This is a genomic window from Pseudoalteromonas sp. BSi20429 (genome assembly GCF_000238895.1).
GTDB lineage: Bacteria > Pseudomonadota > Gammaproteobacteria > Enterobacterales > Alteromonadaceae > Pseudoalteromonas > Pseudoalteromonas arctica.
Map to the genome: position 1 here is coordinate 1 of NZ_BADV01000030.1, position 22,267 is coordinate 22,267.

A 22,267-nucleotide genomic window follows, 5' to 3' on the forward strand; every position below is an offset into this window, starting at 1 on the left:
TATGTAATTCAGCCTTTTTTAGATTAGTTTCAAACTAAGGTTAAGGCCTTAAACTCTTAAGAGTCTTAAACTTTAAAATAAGCGACCTTCGCCAGCATAAGTACCCACTTGTATTTTTGCATAAATGGCATCGGCTTTTTCTTTAGCTTCTTCAATTTCTTTAGGCAGCATTTTACGCTCATCAAGTTTGCGGCTATGACTCGCTTGCATATTGCCGTTGTACTCAGCGATAGTATTCCAAATGTATGACTTTTCTAAATCTTTTGGCATACCTAGCCCTTCAAAATACATGAGGGCTAAATTGAATTGTGCTAAAGAGTAATTGTTTGCAGCTGCTTTTTCGTACCAGTTGCGTGCCGCTTCATAATCTCGCGTAACGCCCACGCCATTGGAATACATTACACCTAAATTAAACTGAGCCGCAGGCAGGTTTTTATTGGCTGCTTTTTCAAATAAGGTAACAGCCATTTGGTGATCAAGCTTTACGCCTTTACCTTCGTCGTATAAAACAGCTAACGCAAACATTGAATCCGGGTGGTTCTTTTTAACGCCTTGTTGATAAAGCGCAGCTGCTTTGCGGTAATCGCGTGTTACACCGTATCCACCTTCGTATAATTTAGCTAGTTCGTATATTCCTGGTGCAAAACCTTTATCGGCAAGGTATTGAAATTCTTTTAGGGCGACTGCAAATTCACCTTCGTTAGCTGCTCTTATGCCATCTTCTAATGTTGCATGAGCGAAAGGGCTGGCAAGTAAAACGCCAGCAAGAACGAGTGCTTTCAAATTAAACTGTGACATATTAATGTCTCCAATTAGTAATAGTTACGATAGGTTTTAGGGCCAGTATATCTTGCCGCGATTAAATAGCGCCTAAATAGAACAAGTTTTAATCCCGAAAGGTAAACAGACTTTAGTTAAATGCTAAATTATTAAATTTTTGCACTATTTACGCATTTTAAACGTTTAATACTCAATGCATTTAAGTAGAGACTAAATCGGTTATTATAAATAGATGCAAAAAAGGGTGTCTACTGTTATGTTTTACGCCAGCTTTAGCGCAAACGCAAGGCGATACCTTATCAGATCGTGCGTATAAAATGTAAATAATAGCGCGGTGGACTTTTAAGGTAAGTAAACGAGTTTAAGAAGTGTAAGATACAGATTTTATAGAAAATTTAAAGAAATAAAAAAAGCCCGTTAGGGCTTTTTTGAGTCATATTAACCGTCACTAATATGAGCAATGTAGCAAGTAAATGTGATATTTGATGTTATTACTTGGGTCGAGTAAGTAATAACACGAAGCGGCACGCTCTTCTTTTAATGTGTCAGCATCCTTGCTGAATTTTCTTCCGTAGGCACTGAGGTCGTTACACTGTGTTTGTGCGAACGATTATCAGTTAGATCTAAATGCAAGTCAATACTTAAATGATAATTATTATCAAATGAGTTTTGAGCTTTGCCACAATCTAAATAATAGAGAAGGTTATGCTTAATAATTTCAAAGCAAAAAAACTAAAACAGATATGCCTTGCTGTAAGTATGTTGTTTTTATGTAGTTGTTCGGCATCTTTTACTTACAATAATTTGAGTTGGCTTTCATCGTTTTGGGTTGACGATTATGTTGATTTAAATAAAAAGCAAAATACACAGCTAAAAAACATAATTACAACAACACAAAATTGGCACCGAACTACCCAGTTACCCGCCTACAGACAAGACATACAAAATATAAAAGTATTGTTTAACCAAACATTGGAGGCTAAACAATTAAAAACACAGGTTGTGCTTGCAAAACAACATTGGCAGAACCTACTTGGGTACGCAAAACTGCCTTTAGCTGAGCTTGGAGCAACCTTATCAAGTGAGCAAAGAGGTGAGCTTTTAGACAATATCCAAATAAAAATTAACGACGAACGCGAAGAATTTAACGAACAAACCCCGCTTGAGCGAAAAAGTGAGCGTTTGGAAGAGCAATTTGAATACTACGAGCAGTGGATAGGCAAGCTTAATAAACAACAAAAAGCACTGATTAAATCAACTAATGAACAACATCAAGACTCAGGAGCGCTGTGGTTAGAGTACAAGCAAAACCGTTTGAATGCAGCCAAACAGGTATTCACAAATGCTGAAATTACAAAAAAAGAATTTATAAATCAGTTAAGTACGGTTATTGAAGAGCGCGAACTTTATATGAGCGACGCACTATTGAAAAGCAATGAAGCAAACTTAAATTTATATATAAATTTACTCTACGAATTAAACCTAACTCTAAACGATAAACAACGCCAAAGCGTTAATGATCAATTTGATGAGTTAATTGAGACCTTAAACGATATAATAGAAAACTAAATTGTGCGTGAATTATTAAGTTTTAAATTAGCTGTTTAGGCTGGTTTGTTTTTAAACGCAAAAAATGCTTTTTAAAGGGCAATATATGGTTACAGATTTGAAAAGTATCTTAAACACTTGGTATCTCAATAGGGACAACCAAGAATGGGTTTTAGCTACTTTGTACAAAATTGAAGGCTCTAGCTACAGAAAACTAGGGGCTATGATGCTTATTTCGAGCCTAGGCGAGCGCTTGGGGATGCTTTCGGGAGGCTGTTTAGAAGCTGACATACAGCGCCACGCTAAACAAGTAATGAGTACTTTAACCAGTAAAACCATTAGTTATGATGCCACCGATGAAGACGATTTAACATTTCAACTTGGCATTGGTTGTGGGGGCATAGTACATATTTTACTGCAGCCTATTCATAAGGCTAATGACTATTTACAGTTAGAGCTTGTATCTAAAGCACTTAATGAGAATAAACCAGGGCGATACCTTCAACAAGTAAGCCCCATTTTGCCAGCCGGCAGTGGTGTATTTACGCAAAATGATGAGTTACATGGTTTATCAATGAACCGCAAAGCGCAGTTGGTAGAATTACAAGGCGCTACGTGCTTGCAAACTTCTATTTATCCGCCGCCTCATTTATTAATAGTGGGTGGTGGCGCAGATGCAGTTCCGGTTTATACATTTGCCAAACAACTTGGTTGGAGTGTAACTGTATGGGATACACGCGCTGCCAATGCAAAAAGGCAATACTTTAAAAATGCAGATGCTATTTTGCGCTCCACACCGAGTGAGTTAAAAGAATATTGCATAACTAATAAAGTAGATGCTGCTATTTTAATGGCTCACAGCGTTGAACTTGACGCCAGTACGTTGGCTCAATTTAAAGATGTTCCATTTAAATACATAGGGTTATTGGGTCCTAAGCACAGACGTGAACAAGTTTTAGAGCACGCAAATACGCGTGTTTCACAAATAAAGTCTCCTGTTTTTGGGCCTGTCGGTTTAAATTTAGGCGGCGACTCGCCAGAGAGTATTGCACTATCGCTGATCAGCGAAATACATGCAGTGCTGTGTGAAAAAAATGCCCAATCGCTAAGCCATTGGGGGCAAGAGGCGTGCTAATTGCAAAAGTTGTTTTAGCCGCAGGTCAATCATCTCGCTTTAACGGCTGTAAATTAACGGCTGATATTGGGTTTGGCAAAACAATGATTGAGCATGCAGTAAATACACTTCAAGCACTTGATGACACGCCGGTGTATGTAGTTACCGGGGCATGGCATAAAGAAGTATCACAAGCACTGGCAGGTTATAAAAACATAGAGCTCATTGAGAACAAGCAATGGAGCCAAGGTTTAGGTAATTCAATCGCGATAGCTTCTCAAACAGTGTTTAAAAATAAGTCCTTTGATGGGATTTTATTTATGCTCGCGGATCAGGTTGAGCTAAAAGTAGCGCACTTAAGTGAGCTAGTTACTGGTTTTACACGTAATCCATCGCGCTGGTGCGCAAACTATGGCGAGCGTTTAGGTGTACCCGCTATATTCCCAGCGGTTGATTTATCTCAGCTTGCAAGCTTAACTTCAGATAGAGGTGCACAGCAATTACTGCGCTCCAGCAGTGAAGTAGTCAATACAATTAGTTTACGTAGTGCGAGTTTAGACATAGATACTCAAAAGCAGCTAAGTAATTTTATAGCTAAAAATGAGTGAAAAAATAGTAGTAGGGCAAAATAAGTTTTAGCTGCGCTAACGCTTTAGTGCAGTGGTTATGGTATTTAGCTGTTAATGTAGCTGATGCGGTAACTATATGTGTTATGGATTAGTAGTTACAACAATCTTAACTGTTATAACCTGCGTTTAGATTAAATAATTTAAACACGGGTTATAAAGCTTAATCAAGGGGCAAGCTATGGTGACGTTTACAATTAATGGCAAGGTGGTTGAATCACACGCAAGTGAAGATACACCATTGTTATGGGTTATTCGCGATGAAATTGGATTAAAAGGTACGAAGTTTGGTTGCGGTATTGCAATGTGTGGTGCGTGTACGGTGCATTTAGATGGGCAAGCAACTCGCTCATGTGTTTTACCAATTGGCGCAATTGCAGGAAAAAACATTACCACAATTGAAGGACTTAATAACGAACACCCACTTCAAAAAGCATGGGTTGAAGAGCAAGTACCACAGTGCGGTTACTGTCAGTCGGGGCAAATAATGCAAGCTGCTACATTACTAGCAGCTAACCCAAGTCCTTCAGATGAAGAAATAGTAAGCCATATGAATGGTAACTATTGTCGCTGTATGGCTTATAAACGTATTAAAACTGCTATTCAACGCGCTGCAGATGAGTCACAAAGTGTAGTAAATATATTTGATCCAAATGCACAAGACGCTTAACTGGAGCCGATAATGAAAAAATTATTTCAAAAAAATAGCGAAACCGTTAATTTAAATCGTCGCTCGTTTATGATTGGCACTGCTAGCGCAGGTTTAGTCATGGCGTTTGCCCCTGCGTTATTTTCGGGTTCGGTCAGTGCAAAAGAATCAATTGCGCAACAGGCTTTCTCACCCACCATTTGGTGGACTATGAGCACCGACGGCGCCGTAGAAGTAAGTATTGCAAAAGCTGAAATGGGTCAACATATTGGTACTGCTCTTGCGCGCATTGTGGCTGATGAGCTTGAATGTGATTGGGATAAAGTAACAATTACCTACGTAGATACCCATGAAAAATGGGGCTTTATGGTAACGGGTGGTTCGTGGTCTGTATTTCAAAGCTTCAAGCCATTATCTCAAGCCGGCGCTGCGGGTCGAATTGCATTAATAGAAGCCGGAGCTAAAATGCTCGGCGTGCCTGCAGACAAATGTCGTGCTGAAAAGGGCTATATTATTGCAGGCGAAAAATCGGTTAGTTACGCTGACATAGTTAAAAAAGGCGAGTTTAATCGTACATTTACCAGTGATGAAGTTGCAAACCTTCCACTAAAACCTGCTAATAAACGTCATTTAACTGGGCTTAAACAAGACTTTAAAGCGCTTGATATACCAGCCAAAACAAATGGTACCGCAGTATATGGGATAGATGTAGAAGTTGAAGGCATGCTGTACGCGCGACCAGTAATACCGCCAACCCGTTATGGCAGCACAGTAACAAACGTTGACGATAGTGCAGCAAAAGCTATTAAAGGTTACAAAGGCTATGAAATTTTAAATGACCCTAGTAACACAGTGCAAGGCTGGGTTGTTGTATTAGCTGATAGTTACCCAAGTGCCATTAAAGCAGTAGATGCTTTAAAGGTGAGTTACAAAAAGGGTGAGTCAGCAAATATATCTGAAGCTGATATTCAAAAAGAAGGTAAGCGATTATGCGAGCAACGCGACTCGGGTACTTTATTTGTTGATCAAGGCGATATAAAGAAAACTCAAGCAGACGCCAGTGAGTCGTTAGAATCAATGTATACCACAGCGACAGCAAGTCATTATCAGCTAGAGCCATTAAATGCGGTTGCAGAATTTAAAGACGGAAATTGGATTATTCATACTGGTAACCAATGGCAGTCACTTACGTTACCTGCGCTTGCTAAAGCACTTGAAATAGAACAAAACAAAGTAATTATTCGTCCTTATTATTTAGGTGGTGGTTTTGGTCGTCGATTATTTGGTGATTGGACTGTACCTGCAGCTCTAACTGCAAAAGCAGTAGGTAAACCAGTAAAGCTGGTATTTACACGAGCAGACGATAGTTTATTCGATCAGTCTCGTTCTGCATCTGCTGCAAAAATGACGGCGTCGTTTGATAAAAACGGTACTTTTACTGGTTTAGAGCATGCATTTGCTGCAGGTTGGCCTACTAAAGCTATGGCACCAGGGTTTTTATCACCGGGTGTTGATGGCAAAGGTAAATTTGATGCATTTTCGGCATCGGGCGCTGATCATTGGTATAGCATGAGCAGTCATCGTGCACGCGCTATTAATAACGAAGTTGCACAAAGCACCTTTACTCCAGGTTGGTTACGTTCAGTAGGGCCAGGTTGGATTGCATGGAGTCTTGAGTCGTTTATTGATGAAATTGCCCATAAGCAAGGCAAAGATCCAGTTCAATTTAGAATTGAAATGTTAGACGGTAAAGGCAAGCAAGCGGGTAAAGCACCTGAGAGCGTTGGTGGAGCACTGCGCTTACGTAATGTGCTTAAAACGGTGTCTGACAAAGTAGCTTCTGTTAAATTAGCTAAAGATGAGGGCATTGGTTTTTCTGTAAGCTCAGGGCAAGAACGTACTATGCCAGCATGGCTTGCAACCGCAGCGCATGTTCATGTTAACCGTGATAGTGGTAAAATAACGCTCAAAAAGCTCTATGTTGTTGTAGATGCGGGCTTAATAGTTCACCCAGATGGCGCACTGGCGCAAATTGAAGGGTCGTTACTATGGGGCAGCAGCCTTGCATTGCATGAATCAAATACGTATAAAGATGGGCAAGTATCAGCGACTAACTTTAATACTTATTTACCACTAAGAATGCAAGATGTGCCAGATATTGACATTGAATTTTTACAAAGTGATGAGTTTCCAGTTGGTTTAGGCGAACCTGGCGTTATAGGGGTTGCTCCTGCTATTGGTAATGCTGTGTTTAATGCAGTAGGCGTGCGTTTACGTGACCTACCAATGAAGCCAAGCGAACTTAAAAAAGGCTTAGAAGCGTAAAACAAAAATAACTTAAGGGGTATGCTTTATGCTGCCCCTTTAAGTTATTAAATATATTTATGTAATTATTATTTATGTATCAATAAGTAGCGTTGTTTTTACCAATTTGCTTAATTAAATGATTAAGTATTATTGCAAATTGGTATTAGGTTGTTATTACTTGTTGATATTAGTTAAGGTTTATTTATGCTAATCGACCCAACAGGGCGAGAGTTTAGTTACTTACGTTTGTCTATTACTGATGTATGTAATTTTAAGTGTGTTTATTGTTTACCAGATGGTTATCAGGGCGGTCATGACCGTGGCTTTCTCACAATTGATGAAATTAGCAACACGCTTAAAGCGTTTGCACACCATGGTATTGAAAAAGTAAGGATCACTGGCGGAGAGCCAACCCTTAGAAAAGATTTTATAGATGTTGTTCGAGCGGCAAAAGATGTCGCGGGCATAAAAAAAATTGCAATGACTACCAATGGTTTTTCTCTTCATAAGAATATTCATGACTGGGTAGATGCAGGCTTAAACGCCATTAATGTAAGCATTGATAGTTTAGATTCGCGCATGTTTAACACCATTACTGGGCATGACAAATTTACCTCAGTAATGAAAGGCATTGATACTGCGCTTGAAACGGGTATTGATTCGGTAAAAATAAACAGCGTGCTGATGAAGCAATACAACGCAAAAGAGTTTGATACATTTTTAAATTGGGTTAAACACCGTCCCGTTACCATCCGCTTTATAGAATTGATGCAAACAAACGACAACAAAGCCTTTTTTGATGCTAACCATGTTTCTGGGCAAGTTTTAAAAACTCAGTTATTACAAACGGGTTGGCAGCAAGTTGCGCGTAGTGCATCAGCAGGTCCTGCCCAAGAGTTTGCTCATCCTGATTATCAAGGCAGAATTGGTTTGATCATGCCTTACAGCAACGACTTTTGTAGTACCTGTAACCGATTAAGGGTTACAGCAAAAGGGAATCTGCACTTGTGTTTGTTTTCTGAAGAGGGTATTTCGCTAAGAGAATATATGAACGACAGTTCAAACAGCGAATTAATGGCATTGTTATCTCGTTATATTAAAACCAAAAAGCCAACTCACCTTTTACACCAAGGTAATACAGGTATTACTACTAATTTATCCATGTTAGGTGGCTAGTTGTTAAAGCCACTTAGTGATATTAAAGCATCAAACGTGTTTCTGAAATACACTACATTATCCCTAAAATGTAAATAACTGGTTGTATCTACATGGTTTTATATCAACAAAGCTTGTTAAATTGTATTTTCACGTTAAACTTACTTTTTATTTTTATTAAGTGATTAGAATGGATATCGCGGCTCTTAATAGCACTAAATCATTAAGAAAGGACGTCCTGAGAGGGATGTGTCTTTGTTTTGGTTTTTTATCGGTAGGATTTGCGGGATTTAATTTAACCGTAAATAACTTTCCATTGCTTGGCTACATCGAAATCTGTTTTTCTATTTATTGTATATTTACTTATATTTCACTTATACGCCGTCCACTACAGTTTTGGCAATCCTTAATAATGTGTGTACTTATAACGCTAATTGTTATTTTAGGTACATCCTTAGCATCGCCTCGTAATGGTGTATTTGTATGGTCGTTTGCACTACCTATTTTGTACTACCTTTTATTAGGTAAACAATATGGTGTAATTTTCTCTGCAAATTTATTAGTTATCCAAGTGTTTATTTTAGGGAGTAAGTCTACACTTGCCCCCTTTGAAACTTTTAACTTATCCCTTAATCTACTCTGTGCTTATTTAAGTATTTGGGCGATTTCTCATGTTTTTGAAGGGAGCCGCTCACATTTTTCAAAGCGGCTTAAAAATTTAGCGTTACTTGATCCGTTAACGGGTGCAGGTAATCGCCTTTCAATGAACCACTATTTTGAAGTTGAACTACAAGATAAGTCACAGTTATATTTGTTTTTACTCGATTTAGACTTTTTTAAGCAGATAAATGATGAGCATGGCCATGGTGTCGGTGACCAAGTACTTATCGAAGTGGCCACTTTACTAAGAGTTGTGCTTGGTAGAGGGTATGTATTTAGAGTAGGCGGTGAAGAGTTTGCTTTATTTAGCTCTTTTGCAAATGAAGAGGCTGCACTTAATACCGCTGAACAAATAAGAGCACGCTTTGAAAATACCACATTTGACATTGACGGCCTTGCAATTAATGTTACAACCAGTATTGGTGTTGCAAAATTTAAAAGTACTAATTCATTGGAAAGCTTTGTAAACCAAGCAGATAAACAGTTATACAAAGCAAAACAATTTGGTCGCAATAAAGTGTATTGTAAGTTTAAAAAAGAACATGACTACGAAACGGTAGTTGCTTAAGCAGGGTTACTTAATACATTTGCTCAAAGTTGGGGATCCCATTTTCCCAAATCGGTTTATCTTTTCCTAAATGCTCGCGCACAGCATCAAAAAACAACCGGGTCCTCACTGGTAAATCTCGGTGCGGATATACGGCATACATCGCACTAAACTCCATCAGTTTTACATCGGTCAATAAAGGCACTAGCTTACCTTGTATTATTTCATCACCAATAATAAATGCAGGGGCGACAAAGTAAGTTGTTCCCGATAATGTTTTCATTAACAATGACTCGGCATCATTAGCACGAAACACACTTTTTATTTTTTGCTCGCAGCGTTCACCCTTACTATCGTAGTAATCTATGGTTTCTACTCGAATAGAATTACTGGCATAGCTTGCTGCTGGTAATTGCGCTAACTCTTCGATTGTTTTTGGCATACCGTAAGTTTCAATAAACTGCGGTGCAGCTAAAATTAATAATCGGTTACGCGCTATTTTACGTGCAATAAGTGACGAATCTTTAGGCTCACCTACACGAAAAGCCAAATCAAATCCTTCAGAGACTATATCTACTAATCTATCGTCTAAACGCAGCTCAACTTCTACTTGAGGAAAGCGTTTTTGAAAATCATTAAGTACAGGTTGTAAATAACGACGACCAATAAGTGTTGATGAAGTGATTTTTAATACGCCACGCGGTTCTAAATGGTAGTTTTCAGCCATGCGTACGGTTTCGCCAAGCAGCTCTCTAAGCTCAGCGGCTTTTTTGATCATTTCGGCACCCGCCGCTGTGAGCGAAAATGAACGCGTGGTTCGGTTAAGTAACCTAACGCCTAACTCATCCTCTAAACGGCTAATTTGTTTAGATATAACAGAGCGATCTATGTTGCGGATTTCTGCAGCTTTTGCAAAAGAGCCTTGCTCAACCACTTCAAGTAACATTAAAAGTCGACTTGTTGTATCCATTATTACACCTTAACTAATCTATTGATGCCATTTTGGCATTAATGAATTTAAAAATCTATGGTTTTTACACACGGGTTTAATCCGTATTATGCGAGGCTAATCAACAATGGAGCGTCTTCATGAACAAACATCTAATTGCTGCTGCACTTACTGCGGCATCTTTAACACTTGCGGGTTGTGCTGATGAGAGCACAGCTCAATCAGCACCTGCACAGCAACTTCAACCAATTGATGTAGCACAGGTGCTTGTTAAGCCGGTACAAAGCTGGCACACATATACAACTCGTTTAGAGTCTCCACAAGAAGTTGCCTTAATGCCGCGTGTATCAGGAATCATCGATAGCATTGAATTTAAAGAAGGTGACGTGGTTAAAGAAGGCGATGTTTTATTTCAATTAGATGCTCGTCCATTTGCTGCTGTGGTTGCTAGCTTAAAAGCGCAAATCAACAGTGCAGAAGCTGCCTTAGAGCAAGCTAAAAGTGAAGACAAACGTGCGGTACGCTTATTAGACCGCAAGGCAATCTCAACTGAGCAAGCACAAGCGCGTACTTCAACACTGCGCCAACGCGAAGCACAGCTTTCTGCACTTCAAGCACAACTTACTTCAGCAGAGCTTGATTTAGAGTTTACGTCAGTAGTATCACCAATTGATGGCATTATTTCTCGCGCAAATATTACTAAAGGTAATAACATACTTGCGGGTCAAAGCGTATTAACATCGATTGTCTCAAACCAAGCTATGTACGCTTACTTTGATGTTGATGAGCGCACATGGAATAGCTCTTTTAATGATGTTACTGCTGCGAGCCATCAAACTGTTGTAATGCAAAAAGTCGGTCAAAGCGATTTTGCATACAAAGGCTACATTAACTTTATCGACAACCAAATTAATTCATCAACGGGCACATTACGTGTACGTGCGGTATTTAATGAAGACAGCAACCAATTACGCGCAGGCTCGTTTGCACGTATCAAGCTTGCAGCCAATTCTATTAGCGACGCTATTATTATCCCAGAACGTGCAATTGGTACCGACTTAAAAAATCGTTTTGTATTAACGGTTGGCGAAAACAACGTACTTGAATACAAACTTATCACTACTGGTGAGCGTTACGGTGCATTACGTGCGGTTACATCGGGCCTTAACGAAGGTGATGTTATTGCTATAAATGGCCCAGCTCGCGTAGGCCCTGGTATGCCAATCTCTCCGCAAACAGTAACAATTGATACAAGTGGTGTGGCATTTACATTGTTAAATGACAACGCACAACTTGTGGCTAAGCAATAAGGTTTATTGATGAAATTTTCGCATTTCTTTATACAGCGTCCAATATTTGCGGCCATGCTGTCATTGGTTATTTTAATTGCTGGTGGTATATCACTATTCCAATTACCAGTAAGTGAATACCCAGAAGTAGTTCCTCCAACTGTAGTTGTTACCGCCAACTACCCGGGTGCTAACCCTACCGTTATTGCGCAAACAGTGGCAACACCGCTGGAGCAAGAAATTAACGGCACTGAAAACATGCTATATATGTTTTCGCAAGGTACCAGTGATGGCCGCATGACACTAACGGTAACCTTTGCGTTAGGTACCGATTTAGACCGTGCTCAAGTACAAGTACAAAACCGTGTAAACAGTGCACTTCCGCGTTTGCCTGAAGAAGTACAACGTTTAGGTGTTGTGGCTGAAAAGTCATCACCAGATTTAACCATGGTAGTGCATTTATACTCACCTGAAAAAACGCACGATACAGCTTACTTATCTAACTATGCTGATTTAAACATTAAAGATGAAATTGCGCGCTTACCAGGCGTAGGTGATATTCGCATGTTTGGTGCTGGTAAATACTCAATGCGAGTATGGCTAAACCCAGATGCACTTGCTGCACGCGAATTAACAGCAACAGATGTAGTAACAGCACTTCGCTCGCAAAACCAGCAAGTTGCTGCAGGTAGCTTAGGTGCGCAACCAATTTCAAACGACAGTCAATTTCAAATATTGTTAAACGTTAAAGGTCGTTTAAACAGTATTGAAGAATTTGAACAAGTTATTATTAAAGTAGGCGACGAAGGTCAGTTAACGCGTTTATCTGATATAGCCCGTGTTGATTTAGGCCAAGACACTTACGCACTGCGTGCTGAGCTTGATAACCAACCAGCACTTGCAATGCCAATATTTCAACGCCCAGGTTCAAACGCTATTGAGCTTTCTGATCAAGTACGTGAAACAATGGCGCGCTTATCTAAAGATTTTCCTACCGGTGTTGAATACGACATTGTGTACGATCCTACGGTATTTGTTCGCGGCTCAATTGACGCGGTAATTGCAACGTTGCTTGAAGCAATTGTACTGGTAGTTATTGTTGTTATTGTATTTTTACAAACGTGGCGTGCATCAATTATTCCGCTAATTGCTGTGCCTATTTCACTCATTGGTACGTTTGCCGTAATGCAGTGGTTAGGTGTCTCAATTAATACCTTGTCGTTGTTTGGCTTAGTATTGGCCATAGGTATTGTTGTAGATGATGCGATTGTAGTTGTTGAAAACGTAGAGCGTAATATTGAAAAAGGCTTATCGCCACTTGAAGCAACCCGCGTTGCAATGAGTGAAGTAACAGGGCCTATTATTGCCATTGCGCTAGTACTAAGTGCTGTATTTATTCCTACTGCGTTTATTACCGGTTTATCAGGTCAGTTTTATAAGCAATTTGCGCTTACAATTACAATTTCGACGATTATCTCAGCGTTTAACTCATTAACGTTATCGCCTGCGCTTGCTGCATTGTTATTAAAATCGCATGATGCAAAACCAGATGCATTTACGCGTTTACTTAATAAATTGTTTGGTCGTTGGTTGTTTAAACCATTTAACCGCGTATTTAATCGTGGTGCTAAAGGTTACGAAAAGCTGGTACAAAAACTAATTCGTATGACCGTTGTTGTAATGGTGGCTTACATTGCACTTGTTGGCGGCACAATTAAGTTATTTGATACCGTACCAGGTGGCTTTATTCCACAGCAAGATAAACAGTATTTAGTGGCTATTGCGCAGTTACCTGACGCATCAAGCCTTGATCGTACTGAAGACGTACTTGCTCAAATGCAGCAAATTGCATTAGAAGTACCAGGCGTTGCACATACTGTTGCTTTTCCTGGCTTATCAGTGAACGGTTTTACGAATAGCCCTAACAGCGGCATCGTATTTACACCACTTGAGAGCTTTGATAAACGTACCGACCCAAGCCAATCAGCGATGGCGATAGCGGCGCAGTTGAATAAACGTTTTGCCGCCATTGATGAGGCATTTGTAGCGGTATTTCCACCGCCGCCAATTCAAGGTTTAGGGACTACCGGTGGTTTTAAACTGCAAATAGAGGACAGAGCTAATAAAGGATTTGAAGCACTATTTAATAGTCTGCAAGCCGTAATTACTAAAGCGCAACAAGACCCAGCATTAATGGGCCTGTACTCAAGTTTCCGTATCCAAGTTCCACAAATGGATATTGATATTGACCGTGAGCAAGCGCTTATTCAAGGTATTCCACTTGATGAAGTATTTAATGCACTGCAAATTTACTTAGGTTCTGTGTACGTAAATGACTTTAATATGTTTGGCCGTACGTACCAAGTAAATGCACAGGCCGATGCTGACTATCGCTTAGACCCTGATCAAATACTTAATTTAAAAGTACGTAACCGCTCAGGTAATATGGTGCCACTAGGCTCTGTATTAACAGTAACTCCAACAATTGGTCCTGACCGTGTTATGCATTACAACGGTTACCCAAGTGCAGAACTAAATGGCAGCCCAGCGCCAGGTTATAGTTCTGATCAAGCACAAGTTGCTATTGAAAAAGTACTCGCAGACACACTACCAACAGGTATTGAATATGAGTGGACTGAAGTAACGTACCAACAAGTACTTGCCGGTAACACCATGGTTTATGTATTCCCGTTAGTTGTATTACTTGTATTTATGGTACTTGCAGCGCAGTACGAGAGCTTACGTTTACCACTGGCAATTATATTAATTGTACCAATGACTATTTTCTCAGCCTTGTTAGGTGTGTGGTTTGTCGGCTCTGACAACAACATATTCACCCAAATAGCGCTCATAGTTCTGGTTGCGTTGGCTTCTAAAAATGCGATATTGATGGTTGAGTTTGCAAAAGATAGACACGACTCAGGCTTATCGCACTTAGAGGCAATACTTGAGGCATGTCGTATGCGTTTGCGCCCAATATTAATGACCTCAATTGCATTTACTGCAGGTGTTGTACCGTTAGTACTTGCCACCGGTGCGGGCGCCGAAATGCGACACGCAATGGGTAACGCAGTATTCTCAGGGATGATAGGTGTAACCGTGTTTGGTCTATTATTCACGCCGGTATTTTATATGCTAGTGACTAACAAAAAAGAGAAAGCGCAGGAGAATACTCATGACTAAATTAATGCAAAAAAGACTTAAAACAAGTCTAACTGTCAGTGCAGTATTAGTTGCTGCGTTTTTAGCAGGGTGCGCGAGTAAAATAGACACCATGAGCGAGCAAAAAGCCGTTAACGAATTTGTCGCTAAAGCTAATATTGCAAGTAACGTTAGCGTTGCTGATGAAACAAACTGGTGGAAAAAGCTTAATTCTGATCAACTAAATGAGCTTGTTACTGGCGCGCTTGCAAATAACTATAATTTGCAAACAAGCCAGCTAACACTTAAAAGCGCATTAGCGCGATTAGGAGAGCAAAAAGCCCAGTACCTTCCGCAAGGTGGCGTAAATGTTGGCGCAGCTCGAAGCGATGCACCAAGCGTGTTTGACCGCCAATCAAGTGCAAACGTTGCACTTGATTGGCAGCTAGATTTATTTGGTCGCATAACGGCGTTGGTTGATGCTGCAAATGCATCGGCCATGAGCCAAGCAGAGCAAGTACGTTTACTGCAAATTGAAGTAGTATCGTCAGTTGTTAAAGGCTTTGTGAGCTATCAGGGTAATGTTGAAAAACAACACATTGTAGCGCTTCAAATAGAAGCCCTTGAGCAAAGTATTGACGTTTTGCAAGCACGAGTTGATGAAGGTGTCGCTAACGAGCTTGATTTAAACCGTACTATGGCGCAGCTTAGGCAGCAACAAGCATTAATGCCTGCTATTGAGTATGCAAAATACAGCGATTTATCTGCTCTTGCAGTACTAAGCGGTAAGTTAGCGCAAAATATTGCTATTGAAAACGAGCAAGGTGTGCTTGAACGTGACTTTAGCGTAGCACTAAAAAACGCTAATAATGCCATTGCCTTACGTCCAGATATTAGCCGTGCACTGTTTGACTTTAGCCAAGCAAATAGTTTAAGCGTTGCAGCGAGTAAAGCGTTATTACCCGATATTAGCTTATCTGCATTTGCAGGGGTTGTGAGTATAGATAGCACAGGCTTAAAAAATACCGACCAACAGTGGCAAGTAGCGCCGCAATTGCAATGGTCGTTATTAAGCTACCCAGCATTATTAGCACAGCGCGACGCGCAGCAGTTTTTAAGTGAAGCCGCTTACAGCGATTATCAACAAGTAGTATTAACTGCACTAAGTGAAAGTGAACTTTCACTGCAATTGTTGGTCAATCAAGCACAGCAAAAACGCTTTGCCGATGAGCGCTATGACTTTGCTAATAAAGCATTTTTACAAGCACAAGCAATGTACGAAGAAGGTCAAATTCCTTACCTTGAGTTGTTAGATGCGCGCCAGGATGTTTTAATAGCACAAGAAAATGCTGTTGAAACAACAATTTCTTCACTGCTTGCCAAAATAAATGCTTACCAGTCATTTAATGGCCAATGGAGTTATGCGTTAAACGACACTAATAAGTAGAGTTATATTGATGCCAAATACTGAAAATTTACATGAATACATTATCCCGCAAACAATGCGCGCTATTGTACTGCCAGAACCAAATGAAGCAATTGACTTAGCGGATGCTGAGCTGCCTGTTCCTATTTGTGCAGATAACGAGCTGCTTGTAAAAGTAGAGTACGTTGGTTTAAATCCAGTTGATGGTCAATTTGCTAAAACAGGCTTTTGTAAATGGCAGTATCCACACATTTTAGGCTTAGATGCCGTAGGTGTTGTGGTTAAAGCTAATAAAGGTGTGTTTCCAAATGTTGGCCAGCGCGTTATGTGGCATGCCAACATTGGTGAGCAAGGTGCTTTGAGCGAATACACCAAGGTACCTAACTTTGCAGTGTCGGTTGTGCCAAGCGGTTTAAATCCGGCCATTGCAGCAACGCTTCCATGCGCCGGTATGGCAGCACTTATTAGCTTAGATAAAATAGGCATTAGTGAAGGCGATACTATTTTTATTGAAGGCGGAGCCGGAGCGGTAGGGCAGTTTGCTATTCAATATGCAAAACAGCGTGGTGCAGATGTATTTACCACGGCATCAAAGCGTAACCATAAGTTGGTTAAGCAGCTAGGCGCTGATGTGGTTTTTGACTATAGCGATAAAAAGCTATGCGAAAAAATCCGCAGAGAACTTGGCCCACAAGGCTTTGATGCGGTTATTGATACGATTGGTGGTGAGTGTACTCAGCGTAATATTGAGTTAATGCGTTTTTGCGGACGTATTGCCTGCTTAAATCCGCTACCTTGTTTTGATCAAGACTTAATGTATCACCGAGCGCCCAATATTAGCGTTGTATCGATTGGTGGTGCATGGCTTGCTAATAGTTTATGTGCACAACAACGTTTGAGTTTTATGGGCAACTTGTTACTTGAAGGCGCTGTTAGTGGCGACATTAAACACCCAGAAATAACGCCCGTAGATTTTAGTGCTGACTCGGTATCGCAAGCGCTTAATAAACAACTTGCGGGTGGTTTTACCGGCAAGCAAGTTGTTAAAGTTACTAAGTGAAGCACTTATACAATTTGATTTAAATTTAGGTAGTTTTAGCTAGATTAACTGATAATGTAGCCTCTACAAATTGAATAAAAACGTAGCCTATTTGTGCTGCGTTTTTTTATGCCCATAAAAAAATAGATACAGCGCTAGCGCTTTTGCTGTTTTATTCATCATTTTAGCTAAAATACTTTTTTTCAGCGTACAACTGTAAGCCTTTGTGTTTCAACAGTTTACGTTCAGGTAAAGAAAATAAGTTGAAAAAACTGTTAATTAATTGAATAGAGTAATTGATCTAAACGATTTTTTATGACGTAATGTAGTTATTATTTAGCTGGTCGGATGAGTTCAATCATGAGTTTACGTACAAAACTAAAAAAAGTATTACCAAGTATTTCTATAACAGAACAAGAAGCGCTAGACGCGGGTGATGTATGGCTTGAAGGTTCTATCTACCAAGGTAAGCCTGATTTCAGCGCATTGCGCGACGTACCTGCAGCTACATTAAGCGCAGACGAGCAAGCATTCTTAGACGGCCCAGTAAAAGAGTTATTGGGCATGATTGACGATTCAGTGATTCAAAACGGCATTCATCTACCAAATGACATCTTAGAATTCTTGAAAAAAGAGCGTTTTTTCTCGCTTATCATTCCTAAGTCGTTTGGTGGTTTAGAGTTTAGCCCTTATGCAAATTCTACTATTGTTGGCACAATTGCGACTAAAAGCTCAGCAGTTGCGGTAACCGTAATGGTTCCTAACTCGTTAGGCCCAGGTGAGTTATTACTTCACTTTGGTACGCAAGAACAACAAGCACATTACTTACCACGCCTAGCAAATGGTACAGACATTCCATGTTTTGCATTAACAAGCCCAGAAGCGGGTTCTGATGCTGGTGGCATTCCAGACATTGGTACAGTAACTAAAGGCATGTACAACGGCGAAGAAGTACTTGGCCTTGAGATCACATGGGACAAACGCTACATAACGCTTGCACCTATTGCTACTGTACTTGGTTTAGCCTTTAAAGTAATGGACCCTGATGGTTTATTAGGTGGCAAAGAAAGCTTAGGTATTACTTGTGCACTTATTCCAAAAGAGCACCCAGGTGTAGAGCTTGGTAATCGTCACGACCCAATGGGTATTCGTTTTTACAACGGTACTACACGTGGTAACAAAGTATTTGTACCAATGGACTTTGTTATTGGCGGGCAAAAAAATATCGGCCGTGGTTGGCAAATGCTGGTTAGCTGTTTAGGTGCTGGCCGTGGTATTTCATTACCTGCGCTAGGTGTTAGTACAGCACAAGTTGCATTTAAATCAGCATCTGAATACGCAGCAGTGCGTGAACAGTTCGGTTTAGCCATTGGCCAGTTTGAAGGTATTCAAGAAAAACTAGCTGACATTGCAGGTAAAACATACCTACAAGAAGCAATGCGCGTACTTACAACTGAAGGCTTAGGCATGGGCTTAAAACCATCAGTAGTAACTGCAATCGCTAAATACCACATGACAGAGCTTGGTCGCGACGTGCTTGATTCAGCAATGGATATTCAAGCGGGTAAAGCGATTCAAAACGGTCCACAAAATACCTTAGCAAGTGGTTATGTTGCTCAGCCGATTGCCATTACCGTAGAAGGCGCGAACATTCTTACTCGTAACCTGATGATCTTTGGTCAAGGTGTTATGCGTTGTCATCCATATTTACAATCTATGGTTGAATCTATCCATAGTGAAGATAAAGGCGCAGATAAAGAATTTAACGGCATTTTACGCAAAACAATTGGTTACAGCACAGCAAACAGCTTACGTGCTTTCCGCTTAGGTGTTTTACCATTTACAGCAAGTGCAAACTCTGATTTACCAGAAGTACGCGACTACGAAAAAGCTGTTCATAAATTATCAGCTAAATTAGCGGTATATGCAGACTTTTCGTTATTGGTACTTGGCGGTAAGTTAAAACAAGCAGAAATGCTATCGGCACGTTTAGGCGATGTAATGAGCTTCTTATATGCAGCTATGGCATCAATTAAATACTACGAGCAAAAAGTATCAAGTAGTGACCGTGAGCAAGCAGCGCCGTATTTCCATTACGCGACTCGTTTTGCACTACAAAGTGCTGAAGAAGCATTGCATAAGTTTTTAGATAACTTCCCTGCAAGTGGTACTCGTAAGTTTATTCGTTTCATTACAATGAACTACTCAACTAAAATGCCAAAAATTAGCGATGACTTAATCCGCGAACTAGCTAAGCAAGCTCAGCTTGATACTGCATTTAAAGCGCAAATCACGCATTTAGTTAAACCAGTAGTGGGCGATGGCCATCATATTAATGAGCAAGCTTACAAAGCTAAAATGGCATCACTTGGCGAGCTGGCTAAAGTTAAAAAAGCATTACGTGCTAAAGTAATTAAACCAGGTATACGCTTTAACATTACGCTTGATAACGCACTAGCGGCAAACGTAATCACACAAGCTGAACACGTTCAGTTAATTGATTACAACATCAAACGTGAAAAAGCGATTCGTGTAGATGAGTTCGATTTTGATATGAACCTACTAGACGATAACGCACAGCCGATTAACCCGCTTAAAAGCGTAGTTAATCAGTAAGTTAAAGTAATTAAATTCAATAATGCAAAGCGCCCGCAGTATCGGCGCTTTTATTTTTGAAAGTCATTAGTGTGGAGCCCCGCTTGTGTAAAAACAAGCGGGGCTTTTTTATGTTTTTAAAATGGAAATAGATGACGGTATTGGTTTGAAAGTGAATATGTATCTGTAGAGGATTAAAGAGGGACGTTTATAATCTTGAAAAAGGGCTAACAACCCCGTTAGCACCTTGCTGCAATACATGGGTATATATTTGCGTAGTACGCACATCACTGTGACCTAGCTGTGTTTGTACTGTACGAATATCAGCGCCGCTTTGCAGTAAGTGCGTAGCAAATGAATGGCGCAAAGTATGTGGCGTAACGTGTTTATTAATATTTGCATCAAAAGCGGCTTTTTTAACAGCGCGTTGTAATTGCTTTTCATCAATATGATGGCGCCTTAATTGCTTACTCTCAGGATCAAGACTTAATTTATGTGATGAAAATAAATATTGCCAGCCCAGCTGTCTATTGTGGTTTGGATATTTTTTACGTAATAAATGAGGCATGTAAGCGCCGCTATACAAGGGGTTTTTCAAATCTAATTGCAGGTAACTATCAACTAATTGTATTTGAGAACGTAATTGCGGTGTGAGCTCTACTGCAAGCGTTACAACACGATTTTTGCCTCCTTTGCCATCCCAAATTCGAATGCAGTTATAGTCAAAGTCAATATCGTGTATCCGTAAACGCAGTACCTCCATTAAGCGCATACCGCTACCATAAAGTAATCCACAGGGTAAATAATGCTTTGCAGAGCACACTTTAAAAAAATTATTTATTTCTTGCTGCGTTAAAACTACCGGTAGTTTAGTTGCTCGTTTGCTCTTAATAAAACCTAATGATAATGAGAGTGGCTTTTTAATCACTTCTTTAAATAAAAAGCTCAACGCATTTAAGGCTTGCGCTTGAGTGTTAGGAGCAACATTTTGTTGGTTGACAAGGTGGTTTAAAAAAAGTTCGACCTCATTGTCTCCCATCGTTGTTGGGTGCCTCATAGAGTTAAAGCGAATAAACGAAGCTATCCAGTATAAATACGCTTTAACGGTACTTTTAGCATAACGCTTTAGATACATTTGTTCGGCTATCATAGTTAAAAAAGGTGATTTCATGATATGAATCTCTAGCTAAAGTTAACTGTATATATAGACAGTGCTTGTTGTTTTGTCCAATATTACTGATCTCCACCATTTCGGTACATTTTCGCACTGATTAAAAATAATTTTCAGTTAACTAATTGTTTACAGGTGTTTATTTGATGGTTAAGATAAATGCATTGTAATATATGGACATTTGTCGGTTTATAAAACGACAAATGTCGTAGACAAAATTGTTAGCAAGCAGGGAATATGCGTCAAACTTTCGTAGTCTTAATTATTGTTTTTCTATCTTCGTGCTCTTCCTATAAAGAAGTGCCAAGTTTTGATGCTTATGCAATGGAAATAGCACCAGGAAAGTATGAAATTAAAACTAGCTATACATCTTCATATCGTGGAAATTTGCATGCTCCTTTCGATCTGCGTAAACATGTTAATAGCCATGATACTTATTTTTCCGTTCCAAAAATTGAAGGTATAGTTTTTTTTAGTGAAATTGATATGTTCGAAAAAACTGAGATACTGGGAATTCTTTATCAGTCAGACCTCAAAGGAAAAATTGAGTTTAAAGGGAATAAAATGGTATTAATGCTTAAATTACCTAGATATGAAGGCTCTAGCTCTATTCCAACTAGGTGGGAACCGTACCGATTTAATGGTGAGTATTCATTACAAAAGCTTGCTAACAAGTCACTAAAGCAGGACAAATAACAGTTGGCTACTTGCTCCTTCGTCGCTTATTTTAGCCAACCATTATTTGCCTCTTAGTGAGGCGTTAGGCCTCAAGAAAATTATGCTGACTCCTGCTCAAAAATTAGAAACAATTAAAGCTTTCGGTTTGATTGCAATGACAGCCGGTGGTAGTGAACTTAAAATCAATTGGGCTATGAGTTTACTTGAACAAGGGGTAGAAACCGAAAACCTTTGTGTTTTGGCTTCTTTGTTAAATCCACTAAATGAATTTGAAGTTGATGAATATTTTGGTCTTGTAATATCGGAGTTGGATCTAAGCGTTCCTAACTCTGAAGAAGCTGTTGAAGGTTACGCTAAAATATTAGCGCATGAAGTTATTAGGGGTATTATTACTCCAGAAATCGGAGCTTCAAAGATATATGATGCTAATGTGTTTTTAGATTATCCTGAGTCATTTGCAGAATATACTATTTATGAAGACGAATGGTATTGTGAGCATATTAATGGCTGGTCTAAAGAAAAAAGGCGAGAAGAGATAATTAAAGCTTGTAAAGTTTCATATGGCTTACTCGGATACCCTTGTGTAAATAAGG

The 22,267-nt window shown here is 39.7% G+C and carries 17 protein-coding genes; 14 read left to right on the forward strand and 3 right to left on the reverse strand.

Going from position 1 to position 22,267, the window contains the following annotated elements:
• Positions 1-72: 72 nt before the first annotated feature.
• Positions 73-798, reverse strand: coding sequence for a tetratricopeptide repeat protein (locus tag P20429_RS13040; RefSeq protein ID WP_007582012.1), 726 nt, complete (start codon positions 796-798; stop codon positions 73-75).
• A gap of 687 nt (positions 799-1,485) precedes the next feature.
• Between P20429_RS13040 and P20429_RS13035 the strand changes: the two genes are divergently transcribed.
• The 7 genes from P20429_RS13035 to P20429_RS19325 all read left to right on the forward strand — a co-directional run bounded on the left by P20429_RS13035 (position 1,486) and on the right by P20429_RS19325 (position 9,407).
• The gene (locus P20429_RS13035) at positions 1,486-2,349 is read left to right on the forward strand and encodes a DUF6279 family lipoprotein (RefSeq protein WP_007582013.1); all 864 of its coding nucleotides are present in this window, start codon (positions 1,486-1,488) and stop codon (positions 2,347-2,349) included.
• A gap of 85 nt (positions 2,350-2,434) precedes the next feature.
• Positions 2,435-3,463 (forward strand): XdhC family protein, encoded by a 1,029-nt coding sequence (locus tag P20429_RS13030; RefSeq protein WP_007582014.1) that lies wholly within the window; start codon positions 2,435-2,437, stop codon positions 3,461-3,463.
• Complete coding sequence (locus P20429_RS13025; RefSeq protein WP_007582015.1) at positions 3,457-4,050, forward strand: nucleotidyltransferase family protein; 594 nt, start codon at positions 3,457-3,459, stop codon at positions 4,048-4,050. Before P20429_RS13030 ends, P20429_RS13025 begins: the two co-directional genes overlap by 7 nt.
• A gap of 199 nt (positions 4,051-4,249) precedes the next feature.
• The gene (locus tag P20429_RS13020; protein ID WP_007582016.1) at positions 4,250-4,738 is read left to right on the forward strand and encodes a (2Fe-2S)-binding protein; all 489 of its coding nucleotides are present in this window, start codon (positions 4,250-4,252) and stop codon (positions 4,736-4,738) included.
• Between the two features lie 12 nt (positions 4,739-4,750).
• The gene (locus tag P20429_RS13015) at positions 4,751-7,042 is read left to right on the forward strand and encodes a xanthine dehydrogenase family protein molybdopterin-binding subunit (RefSeq protein WP_007582017.1); all 2,292 of its coding nucleotides are present in this window, start codon (positions 4,751-4,753) and stop codon (positions 7,040-7,042) included.
• 186 nt (positions 7,043-7,228) lie between these two features.
• Complete coding sequence (gene moaA / locus P20429_RS13010; protein WP_007582018.1) at positions 7,229-8,200, forward strand: GTP 3',8-cyclase MoaA; 972 nt, start codon at positions 7,229-7,231, stop codon at positions 8,198-8,200.
• A 169-nt stretch (positions 8,201-8,369) separates the two neighbouring features.
• Positions 8,370-9,407, forward strand: a complete 1,038-nt coding sequence (locus tag P20429_RS19325) for a GGDEF domain-containing protein (RefSeq protein ID WP_024593166.1) — start codon at positions 8,370-8,372, stop codon at positions 9,405-9,407.
• A gap of 10 nt (positions 9,408-9,417) precedes the next feature.
• Here P20429_RS19325 and P20429_RS13005 read toward each other — a convergent pair whose 3' ends face one another.
• Positions 9,418-10,356 (reverse strand): LysR family transcriptional regulator, encoded by a 939-nt coding sequence (locus P20429_RS13005; protein WP_007582020.1) that lies wholly within the window; start codon positions 10,354-10,356, stop codon positions 9,418-9,420.
• Between the two features lie 119 nt (positions 10,357-10,475).
• Here P20429_RS13005 and P20429_RS13000 point away from each other — a divergent pair, with 119 nt between their 5' ends.
• The 5 genes from P20429_RS13000 (at position 10,476) to P20429_RS12980 (ending at position 19,846) form a co-directional block, all read left to right on the forward strand.
• A complete protein-coding gene (locus P20429_RS13000; RefSeq protein ID WP_007582021.1) occupies positions 10,476-11,645 on the forward strand; it encodes an efflux RND transporter periplasmic adaptor subunit in 1,170 nt (389 codons plus the stop codon).
• Between the two features lie 9 nt (positions 11,646-11,654).
• Positions 11,655-14,807: an efflux RND transporter permease subunit gene (locus tag P20429_RS12995; RefSeq protein WP_007582022.1), complete on the forward strand. Its 3,153-nt coding sequence runs from the start codon at positions 11,655-11,657 to the stop codon at positions 14,805-14,807.
• Complete coding sequence (locus P20429_RS12990; protein ID WP_007582023.1) at positions 14,800-16,212, forward strand: TolC family protein; 1,413 nt, start codon at positions 14,800-14,802, stop codon at positions 16,210-16,212. The genes P20429_RS12995 and P20429_RS12990 overlap by 8 nt, the downstream gene beginning before the upstream one ends.
• A 10-nt stretch (positions 16,213-16,222) precedes the next feature.
• Positions 16,223-17,251: a zinc-binding dehydrogenase gene (locus P20429_RS12985; RefSeq protein ID WP_007582024.1), complete on the forward strand. Its 1,029-nt coding sequence runs from the start codon at positions 16,223-16,225 to the stop codon at positions 17,249-17,251.
• Positions 17,252-17,590: 339 nt separating this feature from the next.
• Positions 17,591-19,846: an acyl-CoA dehydrogenase gene (locus tag P20429_RS12980; RefSeq protein WP_007582025.1), complete on the forward strand. Its 2,256-nt coding sequence runs from the start codon at positions 17,591-17,593 to the stop codon at positions 19,844-19,846.
• A 187-nt stretch (positions 19,847-20,033) separates the two neighbouring features.
• Here the strand turns inward: P20429_RS12980 and P20429_RS12975 are convergent, their stop codons facing one another.
• Positions 20,034-20,996: an integron integrase gene (locus tag P20429_RS12975; RefSeq protein WP_007582026.1), complete on the reverse strand. Its 963-nt coding sequence runs from the start codon at positions 20,994-20,996 to the stop codon at positions 20,034-20,036.
• 237 nt (positions 20,997-21,233) lie between these two features.
• Here P20429_RS12975 and P20429_RS19330 point away from each other — a divergent pair, with 237 nt between their 5' ends.
• Both P20429_RS19330 and P20429_RS20105 read left to right on the forward strand, forming a co-directional pair.
• Positions 21,234-21,692 (forward strand): hypothetical protein, encoded by a 459-nt coding sequence (locus P20429_RS19330; RefSeq protein WP_033026540.1) that lies wholly within the window; start codon positions 21,234-21,236, stop codon positions 21,690-21,692.
• 82 nt (positions 21,693-21,774) lie between these two features.
• On the forward strand, positions 21,775-22,267 hold a 493-nt coding region (locus tag P20429_RS20105; RefSeq protein WP_202799303.1), incomplete at its 3' end, for a hypothetical protein.

Coding starts and splice junctions, on each gene's coding strand:
- P20429_RS13000 (WP_007582021.1), top strand. CDS start 10,476: ATGAACAAACATCTAATTGCTGCTGCACTTACTGCGGCATCTTTAACA.
- P20429_RS12975 (WP_007582026.1), bottom strand. CDS start 20,996: ATGAAATCACCTTTTTTAACTATGATAGCCGAACAAATGTATCTAAAG.
- P20429_RS12985 (WP_007582024.1), top strand. CDS start 16,223: ATGCCAAATACTGAAAATTTACATGAATACATTATCCCGCAAACAATG.
- P20429_RS13020 (WP_007582016.1), top strand. CDS start 4,250: ATGGTGACGTTTACAATTAATGGCAAGGTGGTTGAATCACACGCAAGT.
- P20429_RS19330 (WP_033026540.1), top strand. CDS start 21,234: ATGCGTCAAACTTTCGTAGTCTTAATTATTGTTTTTCTATCTTCGTGC.
- P20429_RS12995 (WP_007582022.1), top strand. CDS start 11,655: ATGAAATTTTCGCATTTCTTTATACAGCGTCCAATATTTGCGGCCATG.
- moaA (WP_007582018.1), top strand. CDS start 7,229: ATGCTAATCGACCCAACAGGGCGAGAGTTTAGTTACTTACGTTTGTCT.
- P20429_RS13005 (WP_007582020.1), bottom strand. CDS start 10,356: ATGGATACAACAAGTCGACTTTTAATGTTACTTGAAGTGGTTGAGCAA.
- P20429_RS13040 (WP_007582012.1), bottom strand. CDS start 798: ATGTCACAGTTTAATTTGAAAGCACTCGTTCTTGCTGGCGTTTTACTT.
- P20429_RS13015 (WP_007582017.1), top strand. CDS start 4,751: ATGAAAAAATTATTTCAAAAAAATAGCGAAACCGTTAATTTAAATCGT.
- P20429_RS12980 (WP_007582025.1), top strand. CDS start 17,591: ATGAGTTTACGTACAAAACTAAAAAAAGTATTACCAAGTATTTCTATA.
- P20429_RS19325 (WP_024593166.1), top strand. CDS start 8,370: ATGGATATCGCGGCTCTTAATAGCACTAAATCATTAAGAAAGGACGTC.
- P20429_RS13030 (WP_007582014.1), top strand. CDS start 2,435: ATGGTTACAGATTTGAAAAGTATCTTAAACACTTGGTATCTCAATAGG.
- P20429_RS12990 (WP_007582023.1), top strand. CDS start 14,800: ATGACTAAATTAATGCAAAAAAGACTTAAAACAAGTCTAACTGTCAGT.
- P20429_RS13035 (WP_007582013.1), top strand. CDS start 1,486: ATGCTTAATAATTTCAAAGCAAAAAAACTAAAACAGATATGCCTTGCT.